The organism is Micrococcus sp. KBS0714 (assembly GCF_002008305.4).
Lineage (GTDB): Bacteria > Actinomycetota > Actinomycetes > Actinomycetales > Micrococcaceae > Micrococcus > Micrococcus luteus.
In genome coordinates this window covers 291522-314455 of the sequence record NZ_CP042169.1, presented here as the reverse complement: position 1 = coordinate 314455, position 22934 = coordinate 291522, and the positions used below count along the sequence as shown (strand labels likewise).

Here is a 22934-nt window from a genome sequence, read left to right as displayed (position 1 = left end):
CCCCCTTCCGGTGCGGAGCCAGGCACCCCGCCCCGGCGAGCGTAACCGAGCGGCGGGGGCCGACCCCCGTACCGTGTCCGCGGCCGGTGCGATCATGGGGCCATGTCTGTTCGGGTGCTGGCCATCGGCAAGAAGCATGAGGCGTGGGTCGTCGACGGGATCGACCGCTACGAGCGGCGCCTCAAGAAGCCCTACGACCTCTCGTGGCGTCTGCTGCCGCACTCCGCGCGGCAGGAGGAGGCGGCGCGCACGGAGGAGTCGGACCGGATCCTGGGCGCGGTCGGCGCGGACGAGCACCTGATCCTGCTGGACGAGCGGGGGACGGCGTTCGACTCGCCGGGTCTGGCGCGGCACCTGCAGAGCCGGTTCGACGTCGGCGCCCCGGTGACGATGGTGATCGGAGGCGCGTACGGGGTGGACGCCCGGGTCCACGCCCGCGCGGACCGCGTCTGGTCCCTGTCCCCGCTCGTCTTCCCGCACCAGCTCGTGCGGCTGATCCTGGCGGAGCAGGTCTACCGGGCCCAGGAGATCTCCGCCGGCCGACCGTACCACCACGCATGAGCGGGCCCGCGGAGAGCGCAGCGGGCACGGCCACGCCCGCGGCCGACGTCGTCCTGGGCCGGTTCACCGAACCCACGCGCGCCTGGTTCACGGGCGCGTTCGAGACCCCGACGCCGGCCCAGCTCGGCGCGTGGGACGCGATCTCCTCGGGGCGGCACGCCCTGGTGATCGCGCCGACCGGCTCGGGCAAGACCCTCTCCTCCTTCCTCTGGGCGCTCGACTCGTTCGTGCGCGAGCCCGCCGCCGAGGGGACGGCGGCCACCCGCGTCCTCTACGTCTCGCCGCTGAAGGCGCTCGGCGTGGACGTGGAGCGGAACCTGCGGGCCCCGCTGGTGGGCATCACGCAGACCGCCGCGCACCAGGGCAGGCCGGTGCCACGCGTCCGGGTGGGCGTGCGCTCCGGGGACACCCCGGCGGCCGAGCGGCGGCGCCTGCAGCAGGATCCGCCGGACATCCTCATCACCACGCCTGAGTCGCTGTACCTCATGCTCACCTCGCAGGCCCGCGCGGCGCTGACCGGGGTCCGCACGGTGATCGTGGACGAAGTGCACGCCGTCGCCGGGACCAAGCGCGGCGCCCACCTGGCCGTCTCCCTCGAGCGCCTGGACGCCCTGCTGGACGCGCCCGTGCAGCGGATCGGCCTGTCCGCCACGGTCGAGCCGGCCGCCGAGGTGGCCCGGTTCCTCGGCGGCACGCAGCCGGTGACGGTGGTGCGGCCCGCCTCGGCCAAGCGCTGGGACCTGACGGTCACGGTGCCGGTGCCGGACCTGACGGACCTCTCCTCCCCCGCCGCAGCCCACGACCTGGGACCCGGCTCCTCGACGGGCGGGCTCGGCGACGAGGGCGCGGTGACGGGCGGGTCCATCTGGCCGCACGTCGAGGAGCGGATCGTGGACCTGGTGGCCGAGCGGCGTTCCACGCTCGTGTTCGCCAACTCCCGGCGCCTGGCCGAGCGCCTCACCGGCCGGCTCAACGAGATCTGGGAGGCCCGCGCCGAGGCGGCCGCCGCGGCCGAGCACCCGGACGCCGTCCCCGGCTTCCGCACACCGGACCCGACCGGCTTCCACGGCCCCGCCCAGGTGGCCGGGCAGACCGGCACGGGATCGGGCACCGTCTCCGACTTCGCCCGCGCCCACCACGGCTCCGTGTCCAAGGAGCAGCGCGCCATCGTCGAGGAGGCGCTGAAGACCGGCCAGATCCGCTGCGTCGTGGCCACGAGCTCGCTCGAGCTGGGCATCGACATGGGCGCGGTGGACCAGGTGATCCAGGTGGAGTCGCCGCCCTCGGTGGCCTCCGGTCTGCAGCGCGTGGGCCGCGCCGGCCACCAGGTGGGCGAGGTCTCCCGGGGCGTGTTCTTCCCCAAGCACCGGGGCGACCTCGTGGACACCGCCGTCGTGGCCGAGCGCATGACGGCCGGGCGCATCGAGTCGCTGCGGATCCCCGCCAACCCGCTGGACATCCTCGCCCAGCAGACCGTGGCCGCCGTCGCCGTCGCGGACCTGGACGCACAGGAGTGGTTCGACCTCGTGCGCCGGTCCGCGCCGTTCGCGACGCTGCCGTTCTCCGCCTACGAGTCCGTGCTCGACCTGCTGGCCGGCCGCTACCCCTCGGACGAGTTCGCCGAGCTGCGCCCGCGCATCCTGTGGGACCGGGAGAACGGCACGCTCGCCGCCCGCCCCGGCGCCCAGCGCCTCGCGGTCACCTCGGGCGGCACCATCCCGGACCGCGGCCTGTTCGGGGTGTTCCTGGCCTCCGACGGCGGCGCGGACGGCACCCCCGGCGGCGCGGCGGCCGGGGACACGGCCGAGTCGGCGGGCACCGCGTCCGCGGGCTCGGCCCGCTCCGGCGGGCGCCGGGTCGGCGAGCTCGACGAGGAGATGGTCTACGAGTCCCGCGTGGGGGACGTCATCCTGCTGGGCGCCACGAGCTGGCGCATCGTGGACATCACCGCGGACCGCGTCCTGGTGCTGCCCGCCTACGGGCAGCCCGGCAAGCTCCCGTTCTGGCGGGGCGACGCCGCGGGCCGGCCGGCGGAGCTGGGCGACGCCGTCGGGCGCTTCCGCCGCGAGCTGGACGCGGACCCCGAGGCCGGCCGCACCCGCCTGGGGGCCGCGGGCCTGGACCCGTGGGCGCAGGACAACCTGCTGGCCTACCTGAAGGACCAGCGCGAGGCCACCGGGGTGCTGCCCACCGAGCAGACGCTCGTGGTGGAGCGGTTCACGGACGAGCTCGGCGACTGGCGCGTGGTGCTGCACTCCCCCTACGGCATGGCGGTGCACGCCCCGTGGGCGCTCGCGGTGGGAGCGCGGCTGGCGCAGCGGTACGGGCTGGAGACCGGCTCGGGCGCGGCGATGGCGGCCGACGACGGGATCGTGCTGCGCATCCCGCTGATGGACGCGGAGCCGCCGGGCGCGGAGCTGTTCGAGTTCACGGCCGAGGAGCTGGACGAGATCGTCACGGCGGAGGTCGGCGGGTCCGCGCTGTTCGCCGCCCGGTTCCGGGAGAACGCGGCCCGGTCCCTGCTGCTGCCGCGCCGTGACCCCGGGCGGCGGACCCCCCTGTGGCAGCAGCGGCAGCGGTCCGCGCAGCTGCTGGACGTGGCACGGAAGCACCCGCGGTTCCCCGTGATCCTGGAGACCGTGCGCGAGGTGCTCCAGGACGTCTACGACCTCCCTGCGCTCAAGGAGCTCGCGGGGCGGGTGTCCTCACGGGCCGTCCGGCTCGTGGAGGTCACGACGACTGCACCCTCGCCGTTCAGCCAGTCCATCCTGTTCGGCTACATCGCCCAGTTCATCTACGAGGGCGACTCCCCGCTGGCCGAGCGCCGCGCCGCCGCGCTCTCCCTCGACCCCGCGCTGCTGTCCGAGCTGCTGGGCACGGAGGAGCTGCGCGAGCTGCTCGACGCCGAGGTCATCGCGGAGGTCGAGGCCCAGCTGCAGCGGCTCGCGCCCGACCGGCGCGCCCGCGGGGTCGAGGGCGTGGCGGACCTGCTGCGCCTGCTGGGGCCGCTGTCCGTGGCCGAGGCCGCGCGGCGCACACGGGCCGAGGGGGAGGCGGAGGAGGCCGCGGACGAGGCCGCCGTCGCCGGGATGCTGGCGGAGCTCGAGCGCGCCGGCCGCGCGTTCCGCCTGCGCCAGGACGGGGTCGAGCGGTTCGCCGCCGTCGAGGACGCCGCCCGCCTGCGGGACGCGCTCGGCACGCCGATCCCGCACGGAGTGCCCACCGCATTCCTCGACCCGGTCGACGACCCGCTCGGGGACCTCGTGGGCCGCTACGCCCGCACCCACGGCCCCTTCACCGCCGCCGAGGCGGGGGCCGCGCTGGGGCTGGGGGGCGCCGTCGTGCTCTCGGTGCTGCAGCGTCTGGCCACCGAGCGCCGCGTGAGCACGGGCGCGTTCCGGCCGGAGGGCACCCCCGGGGCCGCCAGCCTGGACGCCGAGTGGTGCGACGCCGAGGTGCTGCGGCGGATCCGCATGCGCTCCCTCGCCGCGCTGCGCGCCGAGGTCGAGCCGGTGGACCAGGCCGCCTACGCCCGGTTCCTCGCCGACTGGCAGCACCTGCGGCCGCGGACGGGGCGCGACGGGGCCTGGCGGCCGCCGGCCACGCTCGAGGGCGTGGACGGGGTGGCCACCGTCCTGGACCAGCTGGCCGGCACGCCCCTGCCCGCGAGCGCGTGGGAGTCCCTGGTGCTGCCCGCCCGCGTGCGGGACTACGCCCCCGCCCTGCTCGACGAGCTGCTGGCCACGGGCGAGTACGTGTGGTCGGGCGTCGGGGAGGCCACCGGCAACGACGGCTGGGTGGCCCTGCACCCCGCCGACGCCGTGGACCTCACGCTGCGCCTGCCCGAGCCCGCCGAGGAGACGCCCGCCGACGCCGCCCTGCGCGCGGCCGTGCTCGAGGTGCTCGCCGGCGGCGGGGCCTGGTTCTTCCCCCAGCTCGTGGAGCGGGTGCGGGCGGTGCAGGCGGCGGCCGGCGACGGCGGCACGGGGACTGCGGGCGGGACGGGCGGGCCCGACCCGCACCGCGACCCGGCCGACCTGGCCCGCGGCCCCGCGGTGCTGGCCGCGCTGTGGGGCCTGGTGTGGGACGGCCGGGTCGGCAACGACACGTTCGCCCCCGTCCGCGGCCTGCTCTCGCTCGGCAAGACCGCGCACCGCACCGGCCGGCAGACGCCGCGGGCCCGCACCGCGCGGACGGGCGGGGCCGCGGGGGCGGCGGCCGGGCGCGGGCTCGGCGGGCGGCTGGCCGGGGTGCGCGGGCGTGGCCGGTACGCGGGGCTCACCTCGTCCGAGGGCGGCGCCCGGGGCACGGCCGGTCTCACGGCGGGGACCGTCGGGCTCTCGGCCGCCGAGCAGGCCCGCTCGGCCGGCCGCTGGTCCCTGCTGCCGGCCGCCGAGCAGGATCCCACGATCCGCGCCCACGCCACCGCCGAGCTGCTGCTGGACCGGTACGGCGTGATCACGCGCGGCTCCGTGGTGGCCGAGGAGGTCCCCGGCGGGTTCGCGGGGCAGTACCGGCTGCTCACCCGGATGGAGGACGCGGGCCAGGTGCGCCGCGGCCACTTCGTCGACGGGCTGGGCGGCGCGCAGTTCTCCACCGGCGCGGTGGTGGACCGGCTGCGCGGGTTCCAGCGGGACGAGGAGGACGCCGCCGTCGACACCGCCCCGCTCGCCCTCGCCCTGGCCGCGACGGATCCGGCGAACCCCTACGGCGCCGCGCTGGACTGGCCGTCCGTGCCGGCCGGGCCGGACGGCGTCGTGCCCACGGGCCACCGCCCGGGCCGGAAGGCGGGCGCCGTCGTCGTGCTGATCGCGGGGCGGCTGGCCCTCTACATGGAGCGTGGCGGGCGCACGCTGCTCGCGTTCACGGAGGAATCGGGCGAGCTGCGGGCCGCGGCGGAGGCGCTCGTGTGGGCGCTGCGCACCGGCCACACCGAGCGGTTGAGCCTGGAGAAGGTCAACGGCGGGCCCGTGCTCGGCACGCCGCTGGCCGAGGCGCTGCTGGCCGCGGGGTTCTACTCGAGCCCATCGGGCATTCGGTTCCGGAACTGAGAACCCACGCCCGTCCGCCCGTCCGCAACGCGGGTTGAGTTGTCGCGGGTCCCGCCGTCGAACACCCGCGACAACTCAACCCGCGTTGCCCGGGGGTGGCCCTGTCGCGGAGGCGGGTCCCGGGGGTAGGTTCGGCCCATGAGCATCGACGCCGCCCCGCCCGAGGACGGGGGCACCGCCCCCACGGGCACCTCCCCGGCCCCCGAGGCCCTCGAGGACGCCCTGCCGCACCCCTCGGATCCCTCCGTCACCCCGTTCCTCCTGTTCGAGGGTGACGCCGGTGCGGCCATGGACGCCTACCTCACCGCGTTCGTGGAATACCTGCCGGTCACCGAGGTCCGTCGCGACCTCTTCGACGACTCCTCCCCGCGCGGCGCTGAATGGGCGGGCAAGGTCCTGCACGGCGAGCTCGAGATCGCCGGCCAGCGGCTGCGGTTCTTCGACTCCTTCACCCCGCACGGGTTCACGTTCACCCCGGCCATCAGCCTGTTCGTCGAGCTGCCGGACGCCACCGCGGTGGACGCCATCCACGACACGCTCCTCGCCGGCGGCGGCCGTGACTACATGCCGCCCGACGACTACGGCTTCTCGCGCCGCTTCGCGTGGGTCGGGGACCGCTTCGGCGTGACCTGGCAGCTCAACGCGGCCTGAGCCGGTGACGGCCCGTGCCTGAAGGCGACTCCCTCGTCCGCGTCGCGCACCGGCTCCGCCCCGTGCTCGAGGGCCGGGTCCTGACGCACGCGGATCTGCGCGTGCCCCGCCACGCTACCGCGGACCTGACCGGCTGGACGGTGGCCGAGGTCCTGCCGCGCGCCAAGTACCTGCTGATGCGGCTGACCCCGCCCGCGGCCCGCCCCGGGGCCCGGCCGCTCACCCTGATCTCGCACCTGAAGATGGAGGGGCGCTGGCTCGTCTCCGCCCTCGACGCGCGGTGGGGTGCCCCCGCCTGGCAGGTGCGGGCGGTGCTGGAGACGGCGGAGCACCGCGTGCTCGGCGCCCAGCTGGGCCTGCTCACCCTCGTGCCCACCGCCGACGAGACCACCGTCCTCGGCCACCTCGGCCCCGACCTGCTGGACCCGGCCTGGGACACGCCCGACGACGGCGCCGCGCTGCTCGCCGAGGGCATGCGGCGGCTCACGGCCCGGCCCGAGCGGCCGGTCGGCCTGGCCCTGCTCGACCAGCGGCTCGTCTCCGGGATCGGCAACATCTACCGCTGCGAGACCCTCCTGCTGGCCGGCATCGACCCGCACCGGCCGATCGGCGAGGTCGAGGACGTCGCCGGACTCGTGCTGCTCGCCCGGGACCTGCTGCGCGCCAACGTCCCGCCCGCCGCCCCCGCCACGGGCGCCCGGCGCCGGACCACAGGAGTGCGCCCGAACCCGGGGCGACCCTTCGGGGTCGAGGTGCTGGTCCCGGCCGGTCCGCCACTCGGCACGGCACCCGGCCGGACGCCCGGCGCGCGCGGCGGCGGGGCGCCGTCGTACTGGGTCTACGGGCACGACCGCGCCCCGTGCCTGCGCTGCCGCGGCCCCGTCCGCCAGGAGGACTACGGCTCCGCCGAGGACGACGCGCGGCGGCTGTGGTGGTGCCCGCACTGCCAGGGCTGAGCCGGACGCACCCGAACGGTGGCCACGTGTCGTCCCCGCTCCCTACGCTGAACCCGCCCCGACCCGAGGAGAAGTCATGGCCGACCCGTTCCCGAAGGACCCGGAGGGCGCCGTCGTCGCGCTCGTGCTGGCCGGTGGCACCGGCGGCCGCCTCATGCCGCTCACCGCGGCCCGCGCCAAGCCGATGGTGCCGCTGGCGGGCCAGTACCGGCTGATCGACGTCGTCCTGTCCAACCTGGCCCACTCGCGCCTGCGGGACGTGTGGGTCGTGGAGCAGTACCGCCCCTTCACGCTCAACCAGCACCTGGCCGGCGGCCGGCCGTGGGATCTCGACGGCACCCGCCACGGCCTGCGGCTCCTGCCCCCCGCGCAGGGCCGCGCCGAGGAGGGCTTCGCCCGCGGCAACGGGCACGCGATCGCCCAGCAGCTGCCGCTGCTGGAGCAGTTCGGCGCCGAGACCGTCGTGGTGCTCTCCGCCGACCACCTGTACCAGCTGGACCTGCGCCCCGTGCTGGCCGAGCACGCCCGCTCCGGCGCCGAGCTCACCGTGGTCACCACCGAGACGGACGAGGACCCCTCGCGCTTCGGCGTCGTGCAGGTGGACGACGACGGCGCGGTGACCGACTACGCCTACAAGCCGGAGGACCCGGCGGGCACGCTCGTGGCCACCGAGGTGTTCGTGTTCGACGTCGCCGCGCTCTCCGAGGTGGTCGGCGACCTCGTGGCGGGCGAGGACGAGGCGGCCACCAAGGACGAGGGCGAGACCGATGAGGACGGCGACCCCGTGGGCTCCTCCCTCGGCGACTACGGGGAGAGCATCATCCCGGCGTTTGTGGCGCGGGGGCGCGTGCGGGAGCACCGCCTCGTGGGGTACTGGCGGGACATCGGCACCCTGGACGCGTACGTCCGCGCCCACCGGGAGATCCTCGACGGCACCGGCCTGGACCTCGCCGCCGAGGGCTGGCCGCTGATCACCAACCCCCACCAGGCGCCGCCGGCGTGGGTGGCCCCGGACGCCCGCGTCTCCGGCTCGCTGCTCAGCCCGGGGTGCCGGATCGCGGGCGAGGTGTCGGACAGCGTGGTCGGCCCCGGGGTGGTCGTGGCGGCCGGCGCCACGGTGCGCGGCAGCCTCCTGCTCGGCGACTGCGAGGTCCCCGCGGGCGCGGTGCTGGACACCGTGGTGGTCGACGTCGGCGGGGCGGTCCCGGCGCGCGAGGTGACGGGGCGCGCCGCGCCGGCCGAGGAGGTCGTGGTGCTCACCCCGCAGGACCGCGGCCCGGCCGAGGACGAGACCACCGGCTCCGGCCGGCCCGGCCGGTCGGACTGAGCGGCGCCGGTCGGACGCAGCCGCGCCGGGCTGGGAGGATGGACCCGTGGCCGTCCCCTCTCCCCTCCCCCCGCGCAACGGCGTCAACGCCACGCGCCTGCGCCTGCCCACCTCCGGCTGGCCCACCGCGCAGGACTACGTGCTCCACCGGTTCGGTCACGTGGACCCGGAGGGCATCCGCGCGCGCTTCGCCCGCGGCGAGGTCGTGGCGGCGGACGGCACCGCACTGACGCCGACGACGCCGCTGGGCGTGCACGACGACCTCTGGTACTACCGGGACGTCCCCGACGAGGCCCCGCTGCCCGTGACGCACACGCTCCTGCACCGCGACGAGCACCTCGTGGTCATCCACAAGCCGCACTTCCTGCCCACCACCCCGGGCGGCCGCTTCGTCCAGGAGACCGCGCTGGTGCGGCTGCGCAACGAGCTCGGCCTCGATGACCTCGTGCCCCTGCACCGGCTCGACCGGGCGACGGCCGGCGTCGTGATGTTCTCCGCGAACCCGGCCACCCGCGGCGCCTACCACCTGCTCTTCGAGCGGCGTGCCGTGGCCAAGACCTACGAGGCCGTGGCGCTCCTGCCGGACGCCCCCGACGACGGCGCCCGCGGCCCCGGCGCCCCGACCGACCCCATCCTGGGGCGGTTCCCGCTGACGGTGCGCAGCCGGATCCGCAAGGACAAGGGGGTCCTGCGCTCCGTGGTGGAGGAGATCCCCGCGGCGGCCTCCGGGCGGCGCGCGGGCGCCCCCGTCCGGACCCGGCGCTCGAACCGGCCCCACGCCGGGGCGAACGCGGAGTCCCGCGTGGAGCTGCTGGGCGTCGGCGTCTCCGCCGGGACGCTGGCCGGCCGGCGGGTGGCGCACCTGCGGCTCACCCCGCGCACGGGGCGCACCCACCAGCTACGCATCCACCTGGCCGCCCTGGGCCTGGGCATCGCGTTCGACCCGTTCTACCCGGACCTGCTCGACCTCGCCCCGGACGACGTCGCACGGCCCCTGCAGCTGCTCTCCCGGTCGCTGCGCTTCACGGACCCGGTGACGGGCGAGGAGCGGGAGTTCACCTCCCCCGCCGAGCTGCAGGAGCGACCGCGGTGACGGGCGGGGACCCGGCCGCCCTGATGGACGCGCTCGGAGCGTGGTTCCACCCGCTCACCGCGCTGCTCGTGGCCCTGGACGCCCCGATCCCGCCCGTCCCGTCGGAGGTGGTGGTCATCGGCTCGGGGGCGCTCGCAGCCGAGGGCCGGGTCTCCCCCGTGGCCGCGGTGCTGGCGGCGTGGCTGGGCTGCTGGGCCGGGGACGTCGGCCTCTACGCGCTGTTCCGCCACGGCCTCGCCGACCGCCTGGACCGCTGGGCGTGGTGGCGTCGGATCCACCGGGGGATCCGGAGCCTGCTGGTGCGGGTGGGCCCGGCGGGCAGCCTGGCGGGGCTGTCCGTGCTGCGGTTCGTCTCGGGCGGACGGACGGCGTCGATGGCGGCGGCCGGGATCGGCGGGATCCGCTGGCCCGTGTTCCTGTGGCTGTCCGGGGCGGGCTCGCTCGCGTGGTCCTCGTCCATGGTGGGGCTCGGCTGGATCACCGGCCGGGCCACCGGCCTGCCGTGGTGGGCGTCCGCGATGGTCGGCATGGTGTTCGGTACCCTTGCAGGGTTGATGATCGCGGGGATCATGGCCCACCGTCGCCGGGGCCGGAAGGGGTGAGCATGCAGGACGCGTCCTCCGAGTCCCGCGCCGCCCTCGAGCGCCTCCGGGCCGCCTCGGCGCCCCGTCCCGACGACGCCGAGACGCGTGCCCCCGCCGCGCGCCCCCGCCGCGCCCTGGCCGCGCCCGGGGAGATCTCCCGCCGCGATCTGCGCCGTCACGAGCGTGCCCTGCGCTCGGGCCGATCCGAGACCGCCGCCGAGCGCCGCGTGCGTGAGGACCACCGGGCGGACGTGCACCGCGCCATGGACCGCCTGCGCACCCCGGGCGCTCCCGCCGAGCAGCGTCCACGCCGCGACCTCAGCGAGATCCTGGACCGCCTCGGCAGCCCGGACCTCGCCCGTTTCGCCGATCCGCTCGTCGGCACGGTCGAGCGCATCCTCCCCGCCCCGGGGCGGGACCCGGAGAAGGCCGCGGAGGCCGCACGCCGCCGCACTGCGGCCGAGGAGCGCCGGCGGGCCCGCCTGCGAGCCGGCCGGGCCGCCGAGCACGAGCGGCCCGTCGCCGAGGCCGCCGCCGCGGCCCAGGCCCGCGACGCCGCCCGGGCCCGCGACGCCGCAGCCCTCCAGGCCCGCCTCGACGAGGAGGCCCGCCGGGCCCAGGCCGCGCGGGTGGCCCGCCGCCGCCGCGAGGAGGAGAAGCAGCGCCGTCGGCGTGAAGCCGAGCGGCGCCGTCGGGTGGCGGCCGAGGAGAAGGCACGTGCCGCCGCCGAGGCGGAGGCCCGCCGCCGGGAGCGGGAGGAACGGCGCCGCCGGGAGGCGGAGGTCGCCGCCGAGCGCGCCCGCGTGCAGGCGGAGCGGCGGGCCCGCGAGGAGGCCGCGCTCGCGGAACGGGAGCGGCTCCGGCTCGAGGCGGAGGCGGAGGCGGAGCGCCGTCGGCAGGCGGCCGAGGCCGAACGCCGTCGCCTCGAGGCCGAACGCGTCGAGGCCGAGCGGCGCCGTCGGGCCGAGGAGGCCGAGCGGCGCCGTCGCGAGGCGGAGGAGGCCGCCCGCCTCGAGGCCGAGCGACGTCGTCGCCAGGCCGCACGCGTCCGCGCCCACACCGTGCTGCACGCCGAACGCGCCCTCGCCCAGGCCCGGCTCCTCGAGGACCGAGCCCGGGAGGCCGAGCGCCGCGCGGCGGAGGACGCCGCCCGCCGCCGCCGCGAGCACGAGGAGCGGGAGTCCCGCGCGCTGGCCCGGGCCGCACGCGAGCTCGAGGGCCCCGAGGTCTTCCCGGCCGCCGCCGACCGGCCGCTGCTGTCCGACCCGGAGGAGCGGCTCACCGATGAGGAGCTCTTCGCCCGGGCCCGGGTGGCCCTGCCCGAGTGGCGGCGGCGGCAGCGGCTCTCCACGAAGGCGCAGGCCGTCCGGGCCGAGGCCACCGCCCACTCCTCGGCGGGGCCGGTCACGGGCGCCCTGCCCCTGATCCCCGGCTACACCCCCGCGCCGCCCGAGGAGCCGGCCGGCTCACCGACCGCTGCGGACCGACGCGGCCAGGCGCTGCTGACCGTCGTGTGGGCGCTGTTCGTGCTCTCCGGCGCGTGGGGCCTCGGTCTGGCCGGCCGCGTCCCGGGGCTCGGCGCCCTCGATGCCGGCGCGTACCCGCTCACCGCCGACGGCCGACACGGCCCCGGCGCGAGCGTGTTCGGGCTGTCCCCGCTGCACCCGGCGATCTGGCCGGTGCTGTGGCTGCTGACCGGCATGTACGTGCTGCGGCAGTGGGGGCGGGGCCAGGGCGCGTCGCCGCGGCACCGCCGCATCCGGGGCGCGATCGCGGGGGCCCTGCTGGCGCTGGCGCTGTGGTTCCCCCTGGCCGTCCTGGCCCCCGGGGGCTTCGACGTCGTCCCGTGGCTGCTCGCCCTGGTCCTCATGCTCCGTGTGGTCCGGCGGCTCGGCGCACGCCCGGCGGCCCGCCGCGTCGCACGGGTGGCCGAGGACGGCGCGCTCGGCGTGCTGCTGGGCACCCTCCTCGCCGGCGCACCCACCGCGGTGGGCGCCGCCCTCCACGCCTGGGGTGTGCACGTCGGCTGGTTCCCGACCGAGCTGCTCGCCCTGCTGGTGCTGGTGGCCCTGCTGCTGGCGGCCCTGCGCCTCGTGCTCGGGGGGCGCGGCCGCATGGGTGTGGCCCTGGGCATGGCCTGGACCCTGCTCTGCCTCGCCCTGCCCCGCCTGCTGCCCAGCCCGCTCGGGGCGCAGCAGAGCGTGTGGGTGGGTCTCGCGGCCGCCTTCGGGGCGCTGCTGCTGGTCACCGCCGCGGCCGTGCGCCGCTCCTGGGCCCGCCAGATCGAGCGCGACGCCGCCCGCCGGCCGCACCCGGCCGGCGCCTGAGCCCGGCCCCGTTCAGCGCCCGAGCCCAGCGGGCACCGGGACCCACCGGCCGCCGTCGCGCCGGAGCACGTCCAGCCGGCCCGTCACGGCGACGCCGGACACCGCCTCCGCCATCCGCCGCGCCACCTCGGCGGCCTCGGCGTCCTCGCCGGCCCGGTGCGAGCCGGGCACCGTGAAGCGCAGCACGATCCGCGGGACGCGCGCGACGACCTCGATGTCCTTGGCCGCGAGCACGTGCGTGGCCTGGACGGCGGCCTCGGCCAGGTCCATGACCTCTTCGGGCCGGTGGCCGGGCAGGAGGTCGCCGATCTGCAGGCGGGCGCGGTAGGAGGGCATGGGCCCAGGGTAGGGGTGGACGCAGCAGCGGTGACGACTTCTCTCGTCGCACGGGCCGGCCCGCCCTTCCGCCCGCGGCGGACGCGAGCCCTCCCGTGTCCGGACCCGCTCGTAGGGTGGGGTGCATGACTCAGACCGCCACCCCGCAGACCGACGCCCCCGCCGTGCCCGCGATCTTCGAACCGATTGAGATCAACGGCGTGCGCGTGCGCAACCGCCTGATCCTGCCGCCGATGTGCCAGTACTCGTGCGAGGCGCGCGACGGCGTCCCCCACGGCTGGCACTTCCAGCACCTGGGCGCCCGCGCGGCCGGCGGCTTCGGGATCGTGGTGGCCGAGGCCACCGCCGTCACCCCCGAGGGACGCATCTCCGCGTGGGACACCGGCCTGTGGAACGACGAGCAGCGGGACGCGTGGGCGCCGATCGCCGAGTTCATCGCCTCCCAGGGCGCCCTGCCCGCCATCCAGCTCGGTCACGCCGGCGCCAAGGCCTCGACCGTCCCCATGCACCCGGGCGCGCTCGCCGGGCAGCCGATCCTCGAGGGCCCCGACTCCTGGGAGACCCTCTCCCCCTCCGGCGTGGCCACCAACTCCATGGAGATCCGCACCCACGCGATGCGGGTGGACGAGATCCGGGAGACCGTCCAGGCCTTCGCCGACGCCGCCGAGCGCGCCGACCGTGCCGGCTTCGGCGCCGTGCAGCTGCACGCCGCCCACGGCTACCTCATCCACCAGTTCCTCTCGCCGCTGACCAACACCCGGACCGACGAGTACGGCGGGGACTTCGAGGGCCGCACCCGCTTCCTCAAGGAGGTCGTGGCGGCCGTGCGCGAGGTGTGGCCCGCGGACAAGGTCCTCGGCATCCGCATCTCCGGCTCGGACTGGGTCGAGGGCGGCTGGAGCATCGAGGAGACCGTCCGCCTGGCGCAGGAGCTGCAGGGGCAGGTGCACTGGTTCGACCTGTCCTCCGCGGGCATCGGGGACACCTACGAGGGCCCTCAGGGCCCGGGCTATCAGGTGCCGCTGGCCACCGCCGTGAAGGAGGGCACCGAGGGGATCGTGGTGTCCGCCGTCGGCTCGCTGACCGGCGCCGAGGAGGTCGCGGCCGTGGTGGACGAGGACCGCGCCGACGCCGTCTGCGTGGGCCGCGCCGCCCTGGCGAACCCGAACTGGCCGACCGCGGCCGCCCTCGCGCTCGACGTCCCCTCGGAGCAGGTGCCGATGGCCCGGCAGTACTTCCGAGCCAAGTGGTGAGCGGAACACGCGGGACCCGGTGTGCCCCCGGCGCGGAACTCCGGTAGAACAGAACCATGAGCGTGCGCACCCCCGACCCGAATCCGGGCTGGCTGTCCGACGAGGACCTCTACGAGGCCCGGCGCCGGCTGCCCATGGTGTATGTGGAGGCCATCCCGGTGCGGCTGGACTCCCTCGGCTACGTCACCGAGATCGGCCTGCTCTACGTGGCGGACGAGACCGGCACGTTCCAGCGGACGTTCGTCTCCGGACGCGTCCAGTACCGGGAGACCATCCGCGCCGCGCTGATGCGCCACCTGGAGAAGGACCTCGGCCCGCTCGCGTTCCCGCAGCTGCCGCCATCGGTGGTCCCCTGCACCGTCGCCGAGTACTTCCCGGCGCCGTCCGAGACCGGGCTGACGGACGACCGCCAGCACGCCGTGGCCCTGGTGTACGTGGTGCCGGTGACGGGTGAGTGCCAGCCGCGCCAGAACGCGCTCGAGCTGACCTGGCTCACCCCCGAGGAGGCCCTCGGCGAGGACATCCAGGCCGAGTTCATCGGTGGCCGCGGGGACCTGGTGCGCCAGGCCCTCGCCCACGTGGGATGGGGGCGCTGAGCATGGCACCGGTCGTCGGCGGCTACCTCCGCCATCTGAAGTCCCAGGACGTGCAGCCCGGGGACAGCTTCCTGACCCGCCGCGGCGAGCCCGCCCCGCCCGTGGCCTCGACCCGGGTGATGCGGGACGACTTCGGCACCCCCGCGCTCGTGATCGCCACCCTCGAGGGCGGCCGGGAGGTCAAGATCGCCCACGGCTCCGTGATCCGGGTCCGCACGGACCGCCCGGAGGAGCGCAGGGCCGTCCCGGACACCACCTTCTCCCCCGTGGACGCGGGGTCCCCCGAGGAGCGGATCGTCGCCGTCGGCAAGCGCCACCTCGACGACACCGAGCTGACCGCCACCGCGGCCCGGCTCTCCCACGGGTTGAACCTGCGCTCCGGCTCCCAGCTGGAGGACGTGTTCGGCATGGCCGAGCGGCTCTACCTGCTGCACGAGGACACCGAGGGCACGCTCGCCACCCTGGGCCTGCTGACGAACCTGCCGTGGGACGGGGCCGTGGGGCGGTGGAAGTCCATCCAGGCCGCGCTGTCCCTGGCGTCGCTGATCCTGCGCGAGGAGGGCGAGCACATCGCCGCCGCCAACCTCGGTCGGCGCCTGCTCGAGGCGGACGAGGTCCCCTCCGAGCCGGGCCGGGCGTCCCGCGTGCTCGAAGTGCGCCAGCGTCAGCTCAACGAGCCGCCGCTCTACGACCGGGAGATCTCCCGCGCCCTGCAGGCCCGCGACGCCGAGGCCGAGTATCAGTGGCGCCGGGCCCGGTTCGGCCAGCTGCTCTACCTGCGTGCCCGCGGCGGCTCGGAGACGCTCACGGACGCCGACCTGGATTCCCGGATCGCCCGGGAGCTCGGCGCGCTGCGCACCCTCGCCGACGAGCTCGAGGCGAAGGCAGCCACGCGCCGGTGAGGCCCAGCCGCGGGACGGGCGTCGAGAGCCGGCCCCGTCCCCGGTGACACGCCCTCCGGGGTCCGGCTCGTGTGGCGCACCTCACTCTCCAGCCCCTGCCGGGGTTATGCTCCCGGCATGACCGGCTCCGCACCCGCCCAGCTCCGCCCCCTCCGCGCCACGGACGCGCCCGCCGTCCTGGCGGCCTTCCACGCGGGCACCGTCGGCATGGCCGATCCCGCAGAGGTCACCGACGACGCCTCCGCCCGCGCCTACGTCGACGGACTGGTCCAGGCGGAGGGGACGGACGCCGTCGCCGTGGTGGAGCGCGGGACGGACACGCTGATCGGCCTGGTCGCCGTCGTGCGCGACGAGGCGCACGGCACCGGCGCGCTCACCGCCTGGCTGCATCAGGGCTGGCGCGGGGACGCGATCATGTCGCGGGCGGCGACCACCGTGGCGGACGCCGAACTGGCCGAGGGCGGGCTCGAACGGATCGAACTGGCCCACCGGGCGGACAGCCCGACGGCGGGGGCCGTCGCCCGGGCCGCTGGGCTCCGTCACGAAGGCACGCAGCGCGGCCGCCTCCGCACGGGCGGGCGGCGGCTCGACGTGCACCTCTACGGCCGGCTGGCCGCGGACCCGCTGCCCGAGGAACGCGTCCGTCCCCTGCCGTGGGCCTCCGACGCCCGCCCCTGGGCCGACCGCTGACCGCGACCCGCCCCCGACGACGCCCCGCGACGCCGTCACGCCCTCCCGGCCCGATGCCCCGCTAGTCTGCCGAGATGACCACCCCGACCGGCGCCATCCCGAGCCCGCATCCGCGGCCGTTCCTCCTCGTCCAGACGCGCCCCGAAGACGACGCCGCGGCCGCCGAGGTCGAGGCCGTCCAGCGACTGGGCGGCTATCCGGAGGGCCGGCTGCGGGTGCTGCGCCTGGACCGCGTCGTGCAGCGCCCGGACGTGGCCACGCACGGCCTGGACTGGGAGGCGGAGCTCGCGGACGTCGCCGCCGTGATCCTGCCCGGCAGCCCGTTCACGGGCTCCGATCCCGAGGAGACCAAGTCCCCCGTGCAGCGCGCCGTGGAGGCGGAGCTGGGCCGGATGCTCGACGTCGTCCGGCGCCGCGACCTGCCGTTCCTCGGCTGCTGCTACGGCGTCGGCACGCTGGGCCGGCACGCCGGCGGCGTCGTGGACAACGCGTACGGCGAATCGGCCGCGCCCGTCGAGGTCACGCTCACCGACGAGGGTGCCGCAGATCCGCTGCTGGCCGGGGTCCCGCGCACGTTCGCGGCGTACGTCGGCCACAAGGAGGCGATGAGCGCGCTGCCGCCCGGCGCGGTGCTGCTCGCCGCGGGCACCGACTGTCCCGTGCAGATGTTCCGGCTCGGCACCCGCCAGTACGCCACCCAGTTCCACCCGGAGCTGGACCAGGCCGGGATCCTCGAGCGCCTCGAGATCTACCGCGACCACGGGTACTTCGCCCCGGGCGAGTACGAGCCCACGGTGGCGGGGCTGGCCGCCGTCGATCCCGAGCACCCGCGCCGGATCCTGGCGAACTTCCGCACGCTGTTCGGGTGAGCCCGCCCGGCCCACCCCGTAGCGTGGCCGCATGGACACGCACCGCGCCACCGCTTCCCTGCCCTGGATCGACGGCCCCGCCGTGCGCGCCGCCCTGAGCCCGCGCGCCGCCGTCGACGCGCTGGAGGCGGCCCTCGCCGCCGGCCTGGACCCGGAGGCCGACGCCCCCCGCACCCGCGTGTCCACCGCCGCCGGGCAGCTGCTGCAGATGCCCTCGACGCGCGGGACCGAGGTCGGCACCAAGCTGCTCACCCTCACGCCGGACAACCCCGAGCGCGGACTGCCCGTCATCCAGGGCGTCTACGTGCTGTTCGGCGCCCCGGGCACCCCCGGCCAGGCACCGCGGGCCGTGCTGGACGGCGTCGAGCTGACGGGCCTGCGCACCTCCGCGGTGTCCGCGCTCGGGGTGCGGCTGCTCGCGGACGCCTCGCCCCGGCACCTGGTCGTGGTCGGCACGGGCGTGCAGGCGTGGGAGCACGCGCTCACCTTCCAGGACGTGTTCGGGCTGGAACGGGTGTCCGTGGTGGGCCGCGACGCCGACCGGGCCGCCGCCCTGGCCGCGCGCATCGAAGCGGAGCTGGGCGTGACCGCGAGCGCCGCGGGCCCGGAGGCCGTGGCGGAGGCGGACGTCGTGGTGACGTGCACGGCCGCGACGGCCCCGCTGTTCGACGGGACGCTCGTGCCGGAGCACGCGACGGTCGTGGCGATGGGCTCGCACACCACGGACGCCCGCGAGACCGACGACGCCCTGGCCCGCCGCGCGACCGTGGCGGTGGAGTCGCGGGACTCGGCCGCCCGCGAGGCCGGGGACGTGACCCTCGCGATCGACTCCGGCGCGCTGGCCGGGATCGAGGACACGGTGACGCTGGCCGAGCTCGTGGCCGGGACCGCGCGTCGTCGGGAGGGCGCGCCCGCCCTGTTCGTCACCACCGGCATGCCCTGGCAGGACCTGGTGGTGGCGAGCGCGGTGGCGCGGGAGGTGCTGGGCTGAGCCGGGGCGGCCGGGTCCAGCTGGCGGACCGAGGGCGTGTCCCGGCGACTGACGGCGAGGAGGACGAGGGCGCCGGCGAGCCCGACCAGATTTCTCGCCACGAGCGGGGCGCGGCCGGCCTCCGCGGTGTCAGCCCAGTCGAGCACGCCCCGTCTGGATAGAGTGACTCGCGCCACCCTCTTCACTGCAAGGCAGGACACATGATCGACGCACCCCTCGCCCAGCTCGCTGAGACGTACGCCCGTGACGTGCGGCTCGCCTCCACGAGCGGGGTCTCCGCCGAGCCGGAGGCGCAGCTGACGGTCCCGGTCTCCGAGTTCCTGCGCGCGTTCTCCTCCGTCACCGGGATTGGGGACCTCAGCCTGCTGCGAGAGGCCCAGCTCGACGGCGTGCGCCCGGACTTCGCCGCCCTGATCGACGGTCGCCCCTGCGGATGGGTGGAACTCAAGGCACCCGGCCACACGGTCATCGGAGAGAAGTGGCGCGGCCGGGAGAAGGGCCAGTGGGACCTGCTCTCCCAGCTGGACGCGCTGCTCGTCTCGAACGGAGACGAGATCGCCCTCTATGTCTCCGGCTCCCCTGTGGACACCGCGTTCCTGCCCGTCGACGGCGTCGCAGGCTGGGACGCAGACCGCCTGCGCACCGTCCTGGAACAGTTCACCCTGGCCCAGCCCCGGCCGATCACCCGAGTGAGCCAGCTCGCGGACCGCCTGGCCCCGCTGGCCCGCTTCCTTCGAGAGCGCCTCCAGGAAGGCCTGTCCAACAACTACCGCTCGGTGCGGGAGGCGAAGGCGGCCTGGGACCACACGGTGCATCACACGACCACGGACGCCCAGTTCGCCGGCGACGTCGCCCAGGTCGTGGCCTACTCCATGGCCATCGCCGGTCTCTCCGGCCAAGCGGACCGGAACGCCGACGGCGTGGTGACGCTCGAGGAGGCCAAGCACGCCCTGGAGACGGCCCACCGCAATGTTCTGGCGGCGTCCCTCGGACCGATCATCGGCATCCCGGCGCTCATGGAGTACATCGCCCCGGAGGTCGGGGCCATCATGCGGCTGGTGTCCAGCATGGACGTGGCCGCCATCGAGCGCTCCACGGACTCCCGTGGTGAGCCGTGGCTGTGGTTTTACGAGGACTTCCTCCAGCGCTACGACCCGGCCGCCCGTAACCGCGCGGGTGTCTACTACACGCCGATCAGTGTGGTGCAGTGCCAGGTGCGCGTGGTGGACGCGCTGCTGCGGGAACGTTTCGGTCAGACCCTGGGCTTCGGCGCCCCCTCGGTGGTGACGCTGGACCCCGCGACGGGCTCCGGCACCTACCCGCTGGCGGTCATCGACCGCGCGGAGGCAGCGGCCCGGGAGGAACGCGGCCCGGCGGGGGTGGCCCAGGTGGCCAAGAACCTCACGAAGAACCTGCTGGCCTTCGAGCTGCTGCCCGGCCCATACTCGGTGGCGCACCTGCGCATCGGCCAGCGGCTCGCTGAGGCGCAGGGTCACGCCTTCCAGGCGGAGGAGATCGGCGTGTACCTGACGGACACCCTGGAGGACCCCTCGGCGGGCATGGCGGAGGGGCTATTCGGCGACGCGCGGGTCCTCGCCGAGGCCGCCGAGGCGGCCCGCCGGATCAAGCGGGACCGGCGCATCACCGTGGCCATCGGCAACCCGCCCTATGACCGGGTGACCTCCGGCACCGGCGGCTGGGTGGAGCACGGGGACGGCGAGGACGCGCTGTTCGACGACGTGATCGGCCCCGCCCAGGAGCAGGGAGTGATCTTCTCCGCCCAGGCCTCGCTGTACAACCTGTACGTGTATTTCTGGCGGTGGGCCATCTGGAAGGCGTTCCAGCAGGACCCCGGGGACCAGGCGATCATCTCCTTCATCACGGCGTCCTCGTGGCTGACCGGCCCGGCCTTTGTGGGTCTGCGCGATCTGGCCCGTCGGACGGCCAGTGAGATCTGGGTGATGGACCTTGGCGGCGAGGGCCGCGGGGCACGCCAGGAGGAGAACGTCTTCGACATCCAGACCCCGGTGGCGATCGTGACTCTGGTGCGCACCGGCAAGGCCGCCCGGGAAGCGTCCGTGTACTACCGGCGCTTCCGGGGCACGCGCGCGGAGAAGTTCGCGGCCCTGGACGAGGTGGCCCGGTTGGATCCCGACGACGGCACATGGGAGTGCCTGCCCGGTGGGGCGGGCGACCCCTTGGCACCGGCCAGCGGCGGGGAGGACTGGGCGGCGATGCCCGCCCTGGCGGACCTCTTCCCCTGGCAGCAGCCCGGGATCAAGTACAACCGCGCCTGGCCCGTGGCCCCGGATCAGGACACCTTGCAACGGCGGTGGCGAGAGCTGTTGGCTGACCCGTCCGCGGACGCCCGTGCGGAGAAGTATGTGACGGGCCACTCTGGGCGCACCATCCACACCGCCGTGAGCGGCCTGACCCCCTTGGCGGCGCTGCCCGCCGACGCTGAGCACCGGCCGATCACACGGGTGGCGTGGCGCTCCTTCGACCGCCAGTGGACCTTCGACGATCCTCGATTGATCAACTTGGAACGCCCCGCTTTGTGGCAGGCGCTCTCGGACCGCCAGCTGTTCTTTGTCTCCCCCAAGACGGCCCGCATCAGCGGTGGCCCCGCCGTGACCGTGGCGACGGCGGTGCCAGATCTGCACTACTTCGTCGGCTCCTACGGCGGCAAGGACGTCATCCCCCTCTACCGGGACGCTGAAGCCGCCCAGCCCAACGTCACCGGCGGGCTGCTCCCGCTGCTGGGGGAGCGCTACGGCCGAGAGGTCACGCCGGAAGACCTGGCCGCCTACGTCATGGGCATCGCCGGCCATGACGCCTACGTCCAGCGGTTCGACGAAGCCCTCGAAGGCAGCCCCGTCCGCGTGCCGCTGACGGTCGACCCGGCCCTGTTCGCCCGTGCCGTGGAGCTGGGTAAGCGTCTGCTGTGGCTGCAGACCTACGGGGAGCGGTTCACTGGTGTAGACCGCCCCGCCGGCCGCGTACCCCGCATTCCTGGCCTGGGTTGGGAAGCCCCCGTGACGGCCTTGCCTGCCTCCCCGCGGGCCGTGTCCTACGACCCTGCAACCCAGCGGCTAAAGGTGGGGGACGGCGTCGTCACCGGCGTGAGTCCGGAGGTCAGGGCCTTCGCCGTGTCCGGCATGAACATCCTGGACAAGTGGCTCGGCGCCAGGACGGCCACCGGCATCGGCCGCGCCGCCGGCAAGGCAGCCACCCCGCTGGACCGTATCCGCCCCACCGAGTGGGCAGACGAGTGGAACGACGAGCTGCTCGATCTGCTCCGAGTGCTGACCGAGACCGTGTCACTGGGTGGCGACCAGGCAGACCTCTTGGACGAGATCCTCGCCCGAGACCTGATCCCGGCGAACGAACTCCCGGAACCGACCCCGGCCGAACGGAAGGTTCCCAAGACGATCAAGCGGGACTTCTCCACTGCGCAGGAGGAGATGTTCTGATGGACGCTGCGAACGTCATCGCCCTCGTGGTCTCCGTGTTGGCGCTCCTGGCCGCGGCATGGTCCGCCGTGGAGTCGTGGCGGTTGCGCCAGATCGAGAAGGGCCGCGACGAGCGGCAGGACCTGCGCGAAAAGCAGGAACAGGCACGCCAGGTCGCCGCGTGGATGTGCGTCGCCGCCCGGATCAATGACGAGTTCGGCGCCCCACCCACGCGGCGCTGGTTCCTCGCCGTGGAGAACTCCTCCCAGGTCCCGGTCTACGGGGCACGGGCCACGGTGGCGTCGAAGTATCCCGTTCCCGATCTCACCGCCGCCATGCTGCCTCCAGGACGCACCTACTTCGAACTGAGCAAGAACGAGTGGGGCTACGGCGTCCAGGCGGATGAACTGGACGTGGTCCCCCGGCCGCTGACCAACGCCGAACGGTTCCGGGTGACCGCCTTCACCTTCACCGACGCCGCTGGCGACCGCTGGTCCCGCGACCACCAGGGTCGGCTCTCAGCGACAAGTGGGAAAGAGTCTGAAGCGACTGATTGAGGGACAGGCAGGCAAGGGACCTGGACCAGCTCCATGCACAGCTCCGAGCCGACCACCCGCAGGCGGTGCCGGAGCAGCTCGAGTTCCATGGCCTGCGGTGTTTAACGGCAAGGACGACTGGACTGCCGCCCCCGTCGGCGTCCGCGCATGGGCCAGCCAACGCGCCGTCGAACTCATCGCCGCGCACACCCCGTGGTTCGGCTTCCAGGGTGTCGACGTCGACAGGCTGCGTCAGCGGCCTGGATGGGAAGACGCCAAACCGCACATCGTGGTGTCCGCTCAGCTCTTGAACCGCGTGCACCGGAGGACGTCCCTGCGTGCGGACGGCCTCCTGGTGATCGCCGATGACCACCACCTCCGCGATGACAGCCGTCTGACCTACCGACGCATGCGAGCCGCCTCGGTCCAGGGCCTCTCCGACGGAGCACTCGACCACCTGTTGGACACGATGTACTTCGGCCCTTCGAACCAGAGCCGCCTGCTGCAGGCCGTGGACGTCCTGACGTACTTCGAGCAGCGCCGCCGCCATGTCACTGAGCGCCACCGCGATGCCGTTCGCCGAATGAACGCCATCGGCCGATCGCTGAACAAGATCCGTCAGCACTCTTACGTCTGGACCCCTTGAACGCAGACACACGAAACCCCCGCTCGAAGGCGGGGGTCCGGTTGGACGGAAGACGCCGAAGCGCGTCCCGTGATGTCCAGTGTACTCGCCTCTGAGGACTCCCGACAGGGACA

The 22934-nt window shown here is 75.3% G+C and carries 18 protein-coding genes; 17 read left to right on the top strand and 1 reads right to left on the bottom strand.

Annotated elements, in window-relative coordinates; translation table 11 throughout:
• Positions 1 to 102 precede the first annotated feature (102 nt).
• The 8 genes from B1A86_RS01420 (at position 103) to B1A86_RS01385 (ending at position 12550) form a co-directional block, all read left to right on the top strand.
• The gene (locus B1A86_RS01420) at positions 103 to 561 is read left to right on the top strand and encodes a 23S rRNA (pseudouridine(1915)-N(3))-methyltransferase RlmH (protein ID WP_174232859.1); all 459 of its coding nucleotides are present in this window, start codon (positions 103 to 105) and stop codon (positions 559 to 561) included.
• Positions 558 to 5612, top strand: coding sequence for an ATP-dependent helicase (locus B1A86_RS01415; RefSeq protein ID WP_078025451.1), 5055 nt, complete (start codon positions 558 to 560; stop codon positions 5610 to 5612). The genes B1A86_RS01420 and B1A86_RS01415 overlap by 4 nt, the downstream gene beginning before the upstream one ends.
• 138 nt (positions 5613 to 5750) lie before the next feature.
• A complete protein-coding gene (locus B1A86_RS01410; RefSeq protein WP_078025452.1) occupies positions 5751 to 6263 on the top strand; it encodes a VOC family protein in 513 nt (170 codons plus the stop codon).
• A gap of 14 nt (positions 6264 to 6277) precedes the next feature.
• Positions 6278 to 7219: a DNA-formamidopyrimidine glycosylase family protein gene (locus tag B1A86_RS01405; protein WP_078025453.1), complete on the top strand. Its 942-nt coding sequence runs from the start codon at positions 6278 to 6280 to the stop codon at positions 7217 to 7219.
• Between the two features lie 76 nt (positions 7220 to 7295).
• On the top strand, positions 7296 to 8546 hold the full coding sequence (locus B1A86_RS01400; protein WP_134415949.1) for a glucose-1-phosphate adenylyltransferase family protein: 1251 nt from the start codon (positions 7296 to 7298) through the stop codon (positions 8544 to 8546).
• Positions 8547 to 8592: 46 nt separating this feature from the next.
• On the top strand, positions 8593 to 9639 hold the full coding sequence (locus B1A86_RS01395) for a pseudouridine synthase (protein WP_036383698.1): 1047 nt from the start codon (positions 8593 to 8595) through the stop codon (positions 9637 to 9639).
• The gene (locus tag B1A86_RS01390) at positions 9636 to 10241 is read left to right on the top strand and encodes a DedA family protein (protein WP_078025454.1); all 606 of its coding nucleotides are present in this window, start codon (positions 9636 to 9638) and stop codon (positions 10239 to 10241) included. The genes B1A86_RS01395 and B1A86_RS01390 overlap by 4 nt, the downstream gene beginning before the upstream one ends.
• A gap of 2 nt (positions 10242 to 10243) precedes the next feature.
• Positions 10244 to 12550, top strand: a complete 2307-nt coding sequence (locus tag B1A86_RS01385; protein ID WP_145930908.1) for a hypothetical protein — start codon at positions 10244 to 10246, stop codon at positions 12548 to 12550.
• Between the two features lie 12 nt (positions 12551 to 12562).
• Here the strand turns inward: B1A86_RS01385 and B1A86_RS01380 are convergent, their stop codons facing one another.
• Positions 12563 to 12886 carry a hypothetical protein gene (locus tag B1A86_RS01380; protein ID WP_036339857.1) on the bottom strand — a complete coding sequence of 108 codons (324 nt, stop codon included), beginning with the start codon at positions 12884 to 12886 and terminating at the stop codon, positions 12563 to 12565.
• A 125-nt stretch (positions 12887 to 13011) separates the two neighbouring features.
• Between B1A86_RS01380 and B1A86_RS01375 the strand changes: the two genes are divergently transcribed.
• The 9 genes from B1A86_RS01375 (at position 13012) to B1A86_RS01335 (ending at position 22821) form a co-directional block, all read left to right on the top strand.
• A complete protein-coding gene (locus B1A86_RS01375) occupies positions 13012 to 14139 on the top strand; it encodes an NADH:flavin oxidoreductase/NADH oxidase (protein WP_073117197.1) in 1128 nt (375 codons plus the stop codon).
• A 56-nt stretch (positions 14140 to 14195) separates the two neighbouring features.
• Positions 14196 to 14735 (top strand): NUDIX hydrolase family protein, encoded by a 540-nt coding sequence (locus B1A86_RS01370; protein ID WP_036316089.1) that lies wholly within the window; start codon positions 14196 to 14198, stop codon positions 14733 to 14735.
• A gap of 2 nt (positions 14736 to 14737) precedes the next feature.
• Positions 14738 to 15637, top strand: a complete 900-nt coding sequence (locus tag B1A86_RS01365) for a DUF6707 family protein (RefSeq protein ID WP_230297492.1) — start codon at positions 14738 to 14740, stop codon at positions 15635 to 15637.
• A 117-nt stretch (positions 15638 to 15754) separates the two neighbouring features.
• Entirely contained in the window at positions 15755 to 16327 is a 573-nt protein-coding gene (locus tag B1A86_RS01360) for a GNAT family N-acetyltransferase (protein ID WP_063189932.1), read from the top strand.
• Between the two features lie 74 nt (positions 16328 to 16401).
• Positions 16402 to 17196: a glutamine amidotransferase gene (locus B1A86_RS01355; RefSeq protein WP_078025371.1), complete on the top strand. Its 795-nt coding sequence runs from the start codon at positions 16402 to 16404 to the stop codon at positions 17194 to 17196.
• Between the two features lie 31 nt (positions 17197 to 17227).
• Positions 17228 to 18187 carry an ornithine cyclodeaminase family protein gene (locus tag B1A86_RS01350; protein WP_044659062.1) on the top strand — a complete coding sequence of 320 codons (960 nt, stop codon included), beginning with the start codon at positions 17228 to 17230 and terminating at the stop codon, positions 18185 to 18187.
• A 200-nt stretch (positions 18188 to 18387) separates the two neighbouring features.
• Positions 18388 to 21660 (top strand): type ISP restriction/modification enzyme, encoded by a 3273-nt coding sequence (locus tag B1A86_RS11595; protein ID WP_210411802.1) that lies wholly within the window; start codon positions 18388 to 18390, stop codon positions 21658 to 21660.
• The gene (locus B1A86_RS01340; protein ID WP_036316098.1) at positions 21660 to 22196 is read left to right on the top strand and encodes a hypothetical protein; all 537 of its coding nucleotides are present in this window, start codon (positions 21660 to 21662) and stop codon (positions 22194 to 22196) included. Before B1A86_RS11595 ends, B1A86_RS01340 begins: the two co-directional genes overlap by 1 nt.
• Positions 22197 to 22293: 97 nt before the next feature.
• Positions 22294 to 22821, top strand: a complete 528-nt coding sequence (locus B1A86_RS01335; protein ID WP_012750724.1) for a DUF3800 domain-containing protein — start codon at positions 22294 to 22296, stop codon at positions 22819 to 22821.
• The last annotated feature ends 113 nt before the right edge of the window (positions 22822 to 22934 follow it).

Coding starts and splice junctions, on each gene's coding strand:
- B1A86_RS01420 (WP_174232859.1), top strand. CDS start 103: ATGTCTGTTCGGGTGCTGGCCATCGGCAAGAAGCATGAGGCGTGGGTC.
- B1A86_RS01415 (WP_078025451.1), top strand. CDS start 558: ATGAGCGGGCCCGCGGAGAGCGCAGCGGGCACGGCCACGCCCGCGGCC.
- B1A86_RS01410 (WP_078025452.1), top strand. CDS start 5,751: ATGAGCATCGACGCCGCCCCGCCCGAGGACGGGGGCACCGCCCCCACG.
- B1A86_RS01400 (WP_134415949.1), top strand. CDS start 7,296: ATGGCCGACCCGTTCCCGAAGGACCCGGAGGGCGCCGTCGTCGCGCTC.
- B1A86_RS01385 (WP_145930908.1), top strand. CDS start 10,244: ATGCAGGACGCGTCCTCCGAGTCCCGCGCCGCCCTCGAGCGCCTCCGG.
- B1A86_RS01380 (WP_036339857.1), bottom strand. CDS start 12,886: ATGCCCTCCTACCGCGCCCGCCTGCAGATCGGCGACCTCCTGCCCGGC.
- B1A86_RS01375 (WP_073117197.1), top strand. CDS start 13,012: ATGACTCAGACCGCCACCCCGCAGACCGACGCCCCCGCCGTGCCCGCG.
- B1A86_RS01370 (WP_036316089.1), top strand. CDS start 14,196: ATGAGCGTGCGCACCCCCGACCCGAATCCGGGCTGGCTGTCCGACGAG.
- B1A86_RS01365 (WP_230297492.1), top strand. CDS start 14,738: ATGGCACCGGTCGTCGGCGGCTACCTCCGCCATCTGAAGTCCCAGGAC.
- B1A86_RS01360 (WP_063189932.1), top strand. CDS start 15,755: ATGACCGGCTCCGCACCCGCCCAGCTCCGCCCCCTCCGCGCCACGGAC.
- B1A86_RS01355 (WP_078025371.1), top strand. CDS start 16,402: ATGACCACCCCGACCGGCGCCATCCCGAGCCCGCATCCGCGGCCGTTC.
- B1A86_RS01350 (WP_044659062.1), top strand. CDS start 17,228: ATGGACACGCACCGCGCCACCGCTTCCCTGCCCTGGATCGACGGCCCC.
- B1A86_RS11595 (WP_210411802.1), top strand. CDS start 18,388: ATGATCGACGCACCCCTCGCCCAGCTCGCTGAGACGTACGCCCGTGAC.
- B1A86_RS01340 (WP_036316098.1), top strand. CDS start 21,660: ATGGACGCTGCGAACGTCATCGCCCTCGTGGTCTCCGTGTTGGCGCTC.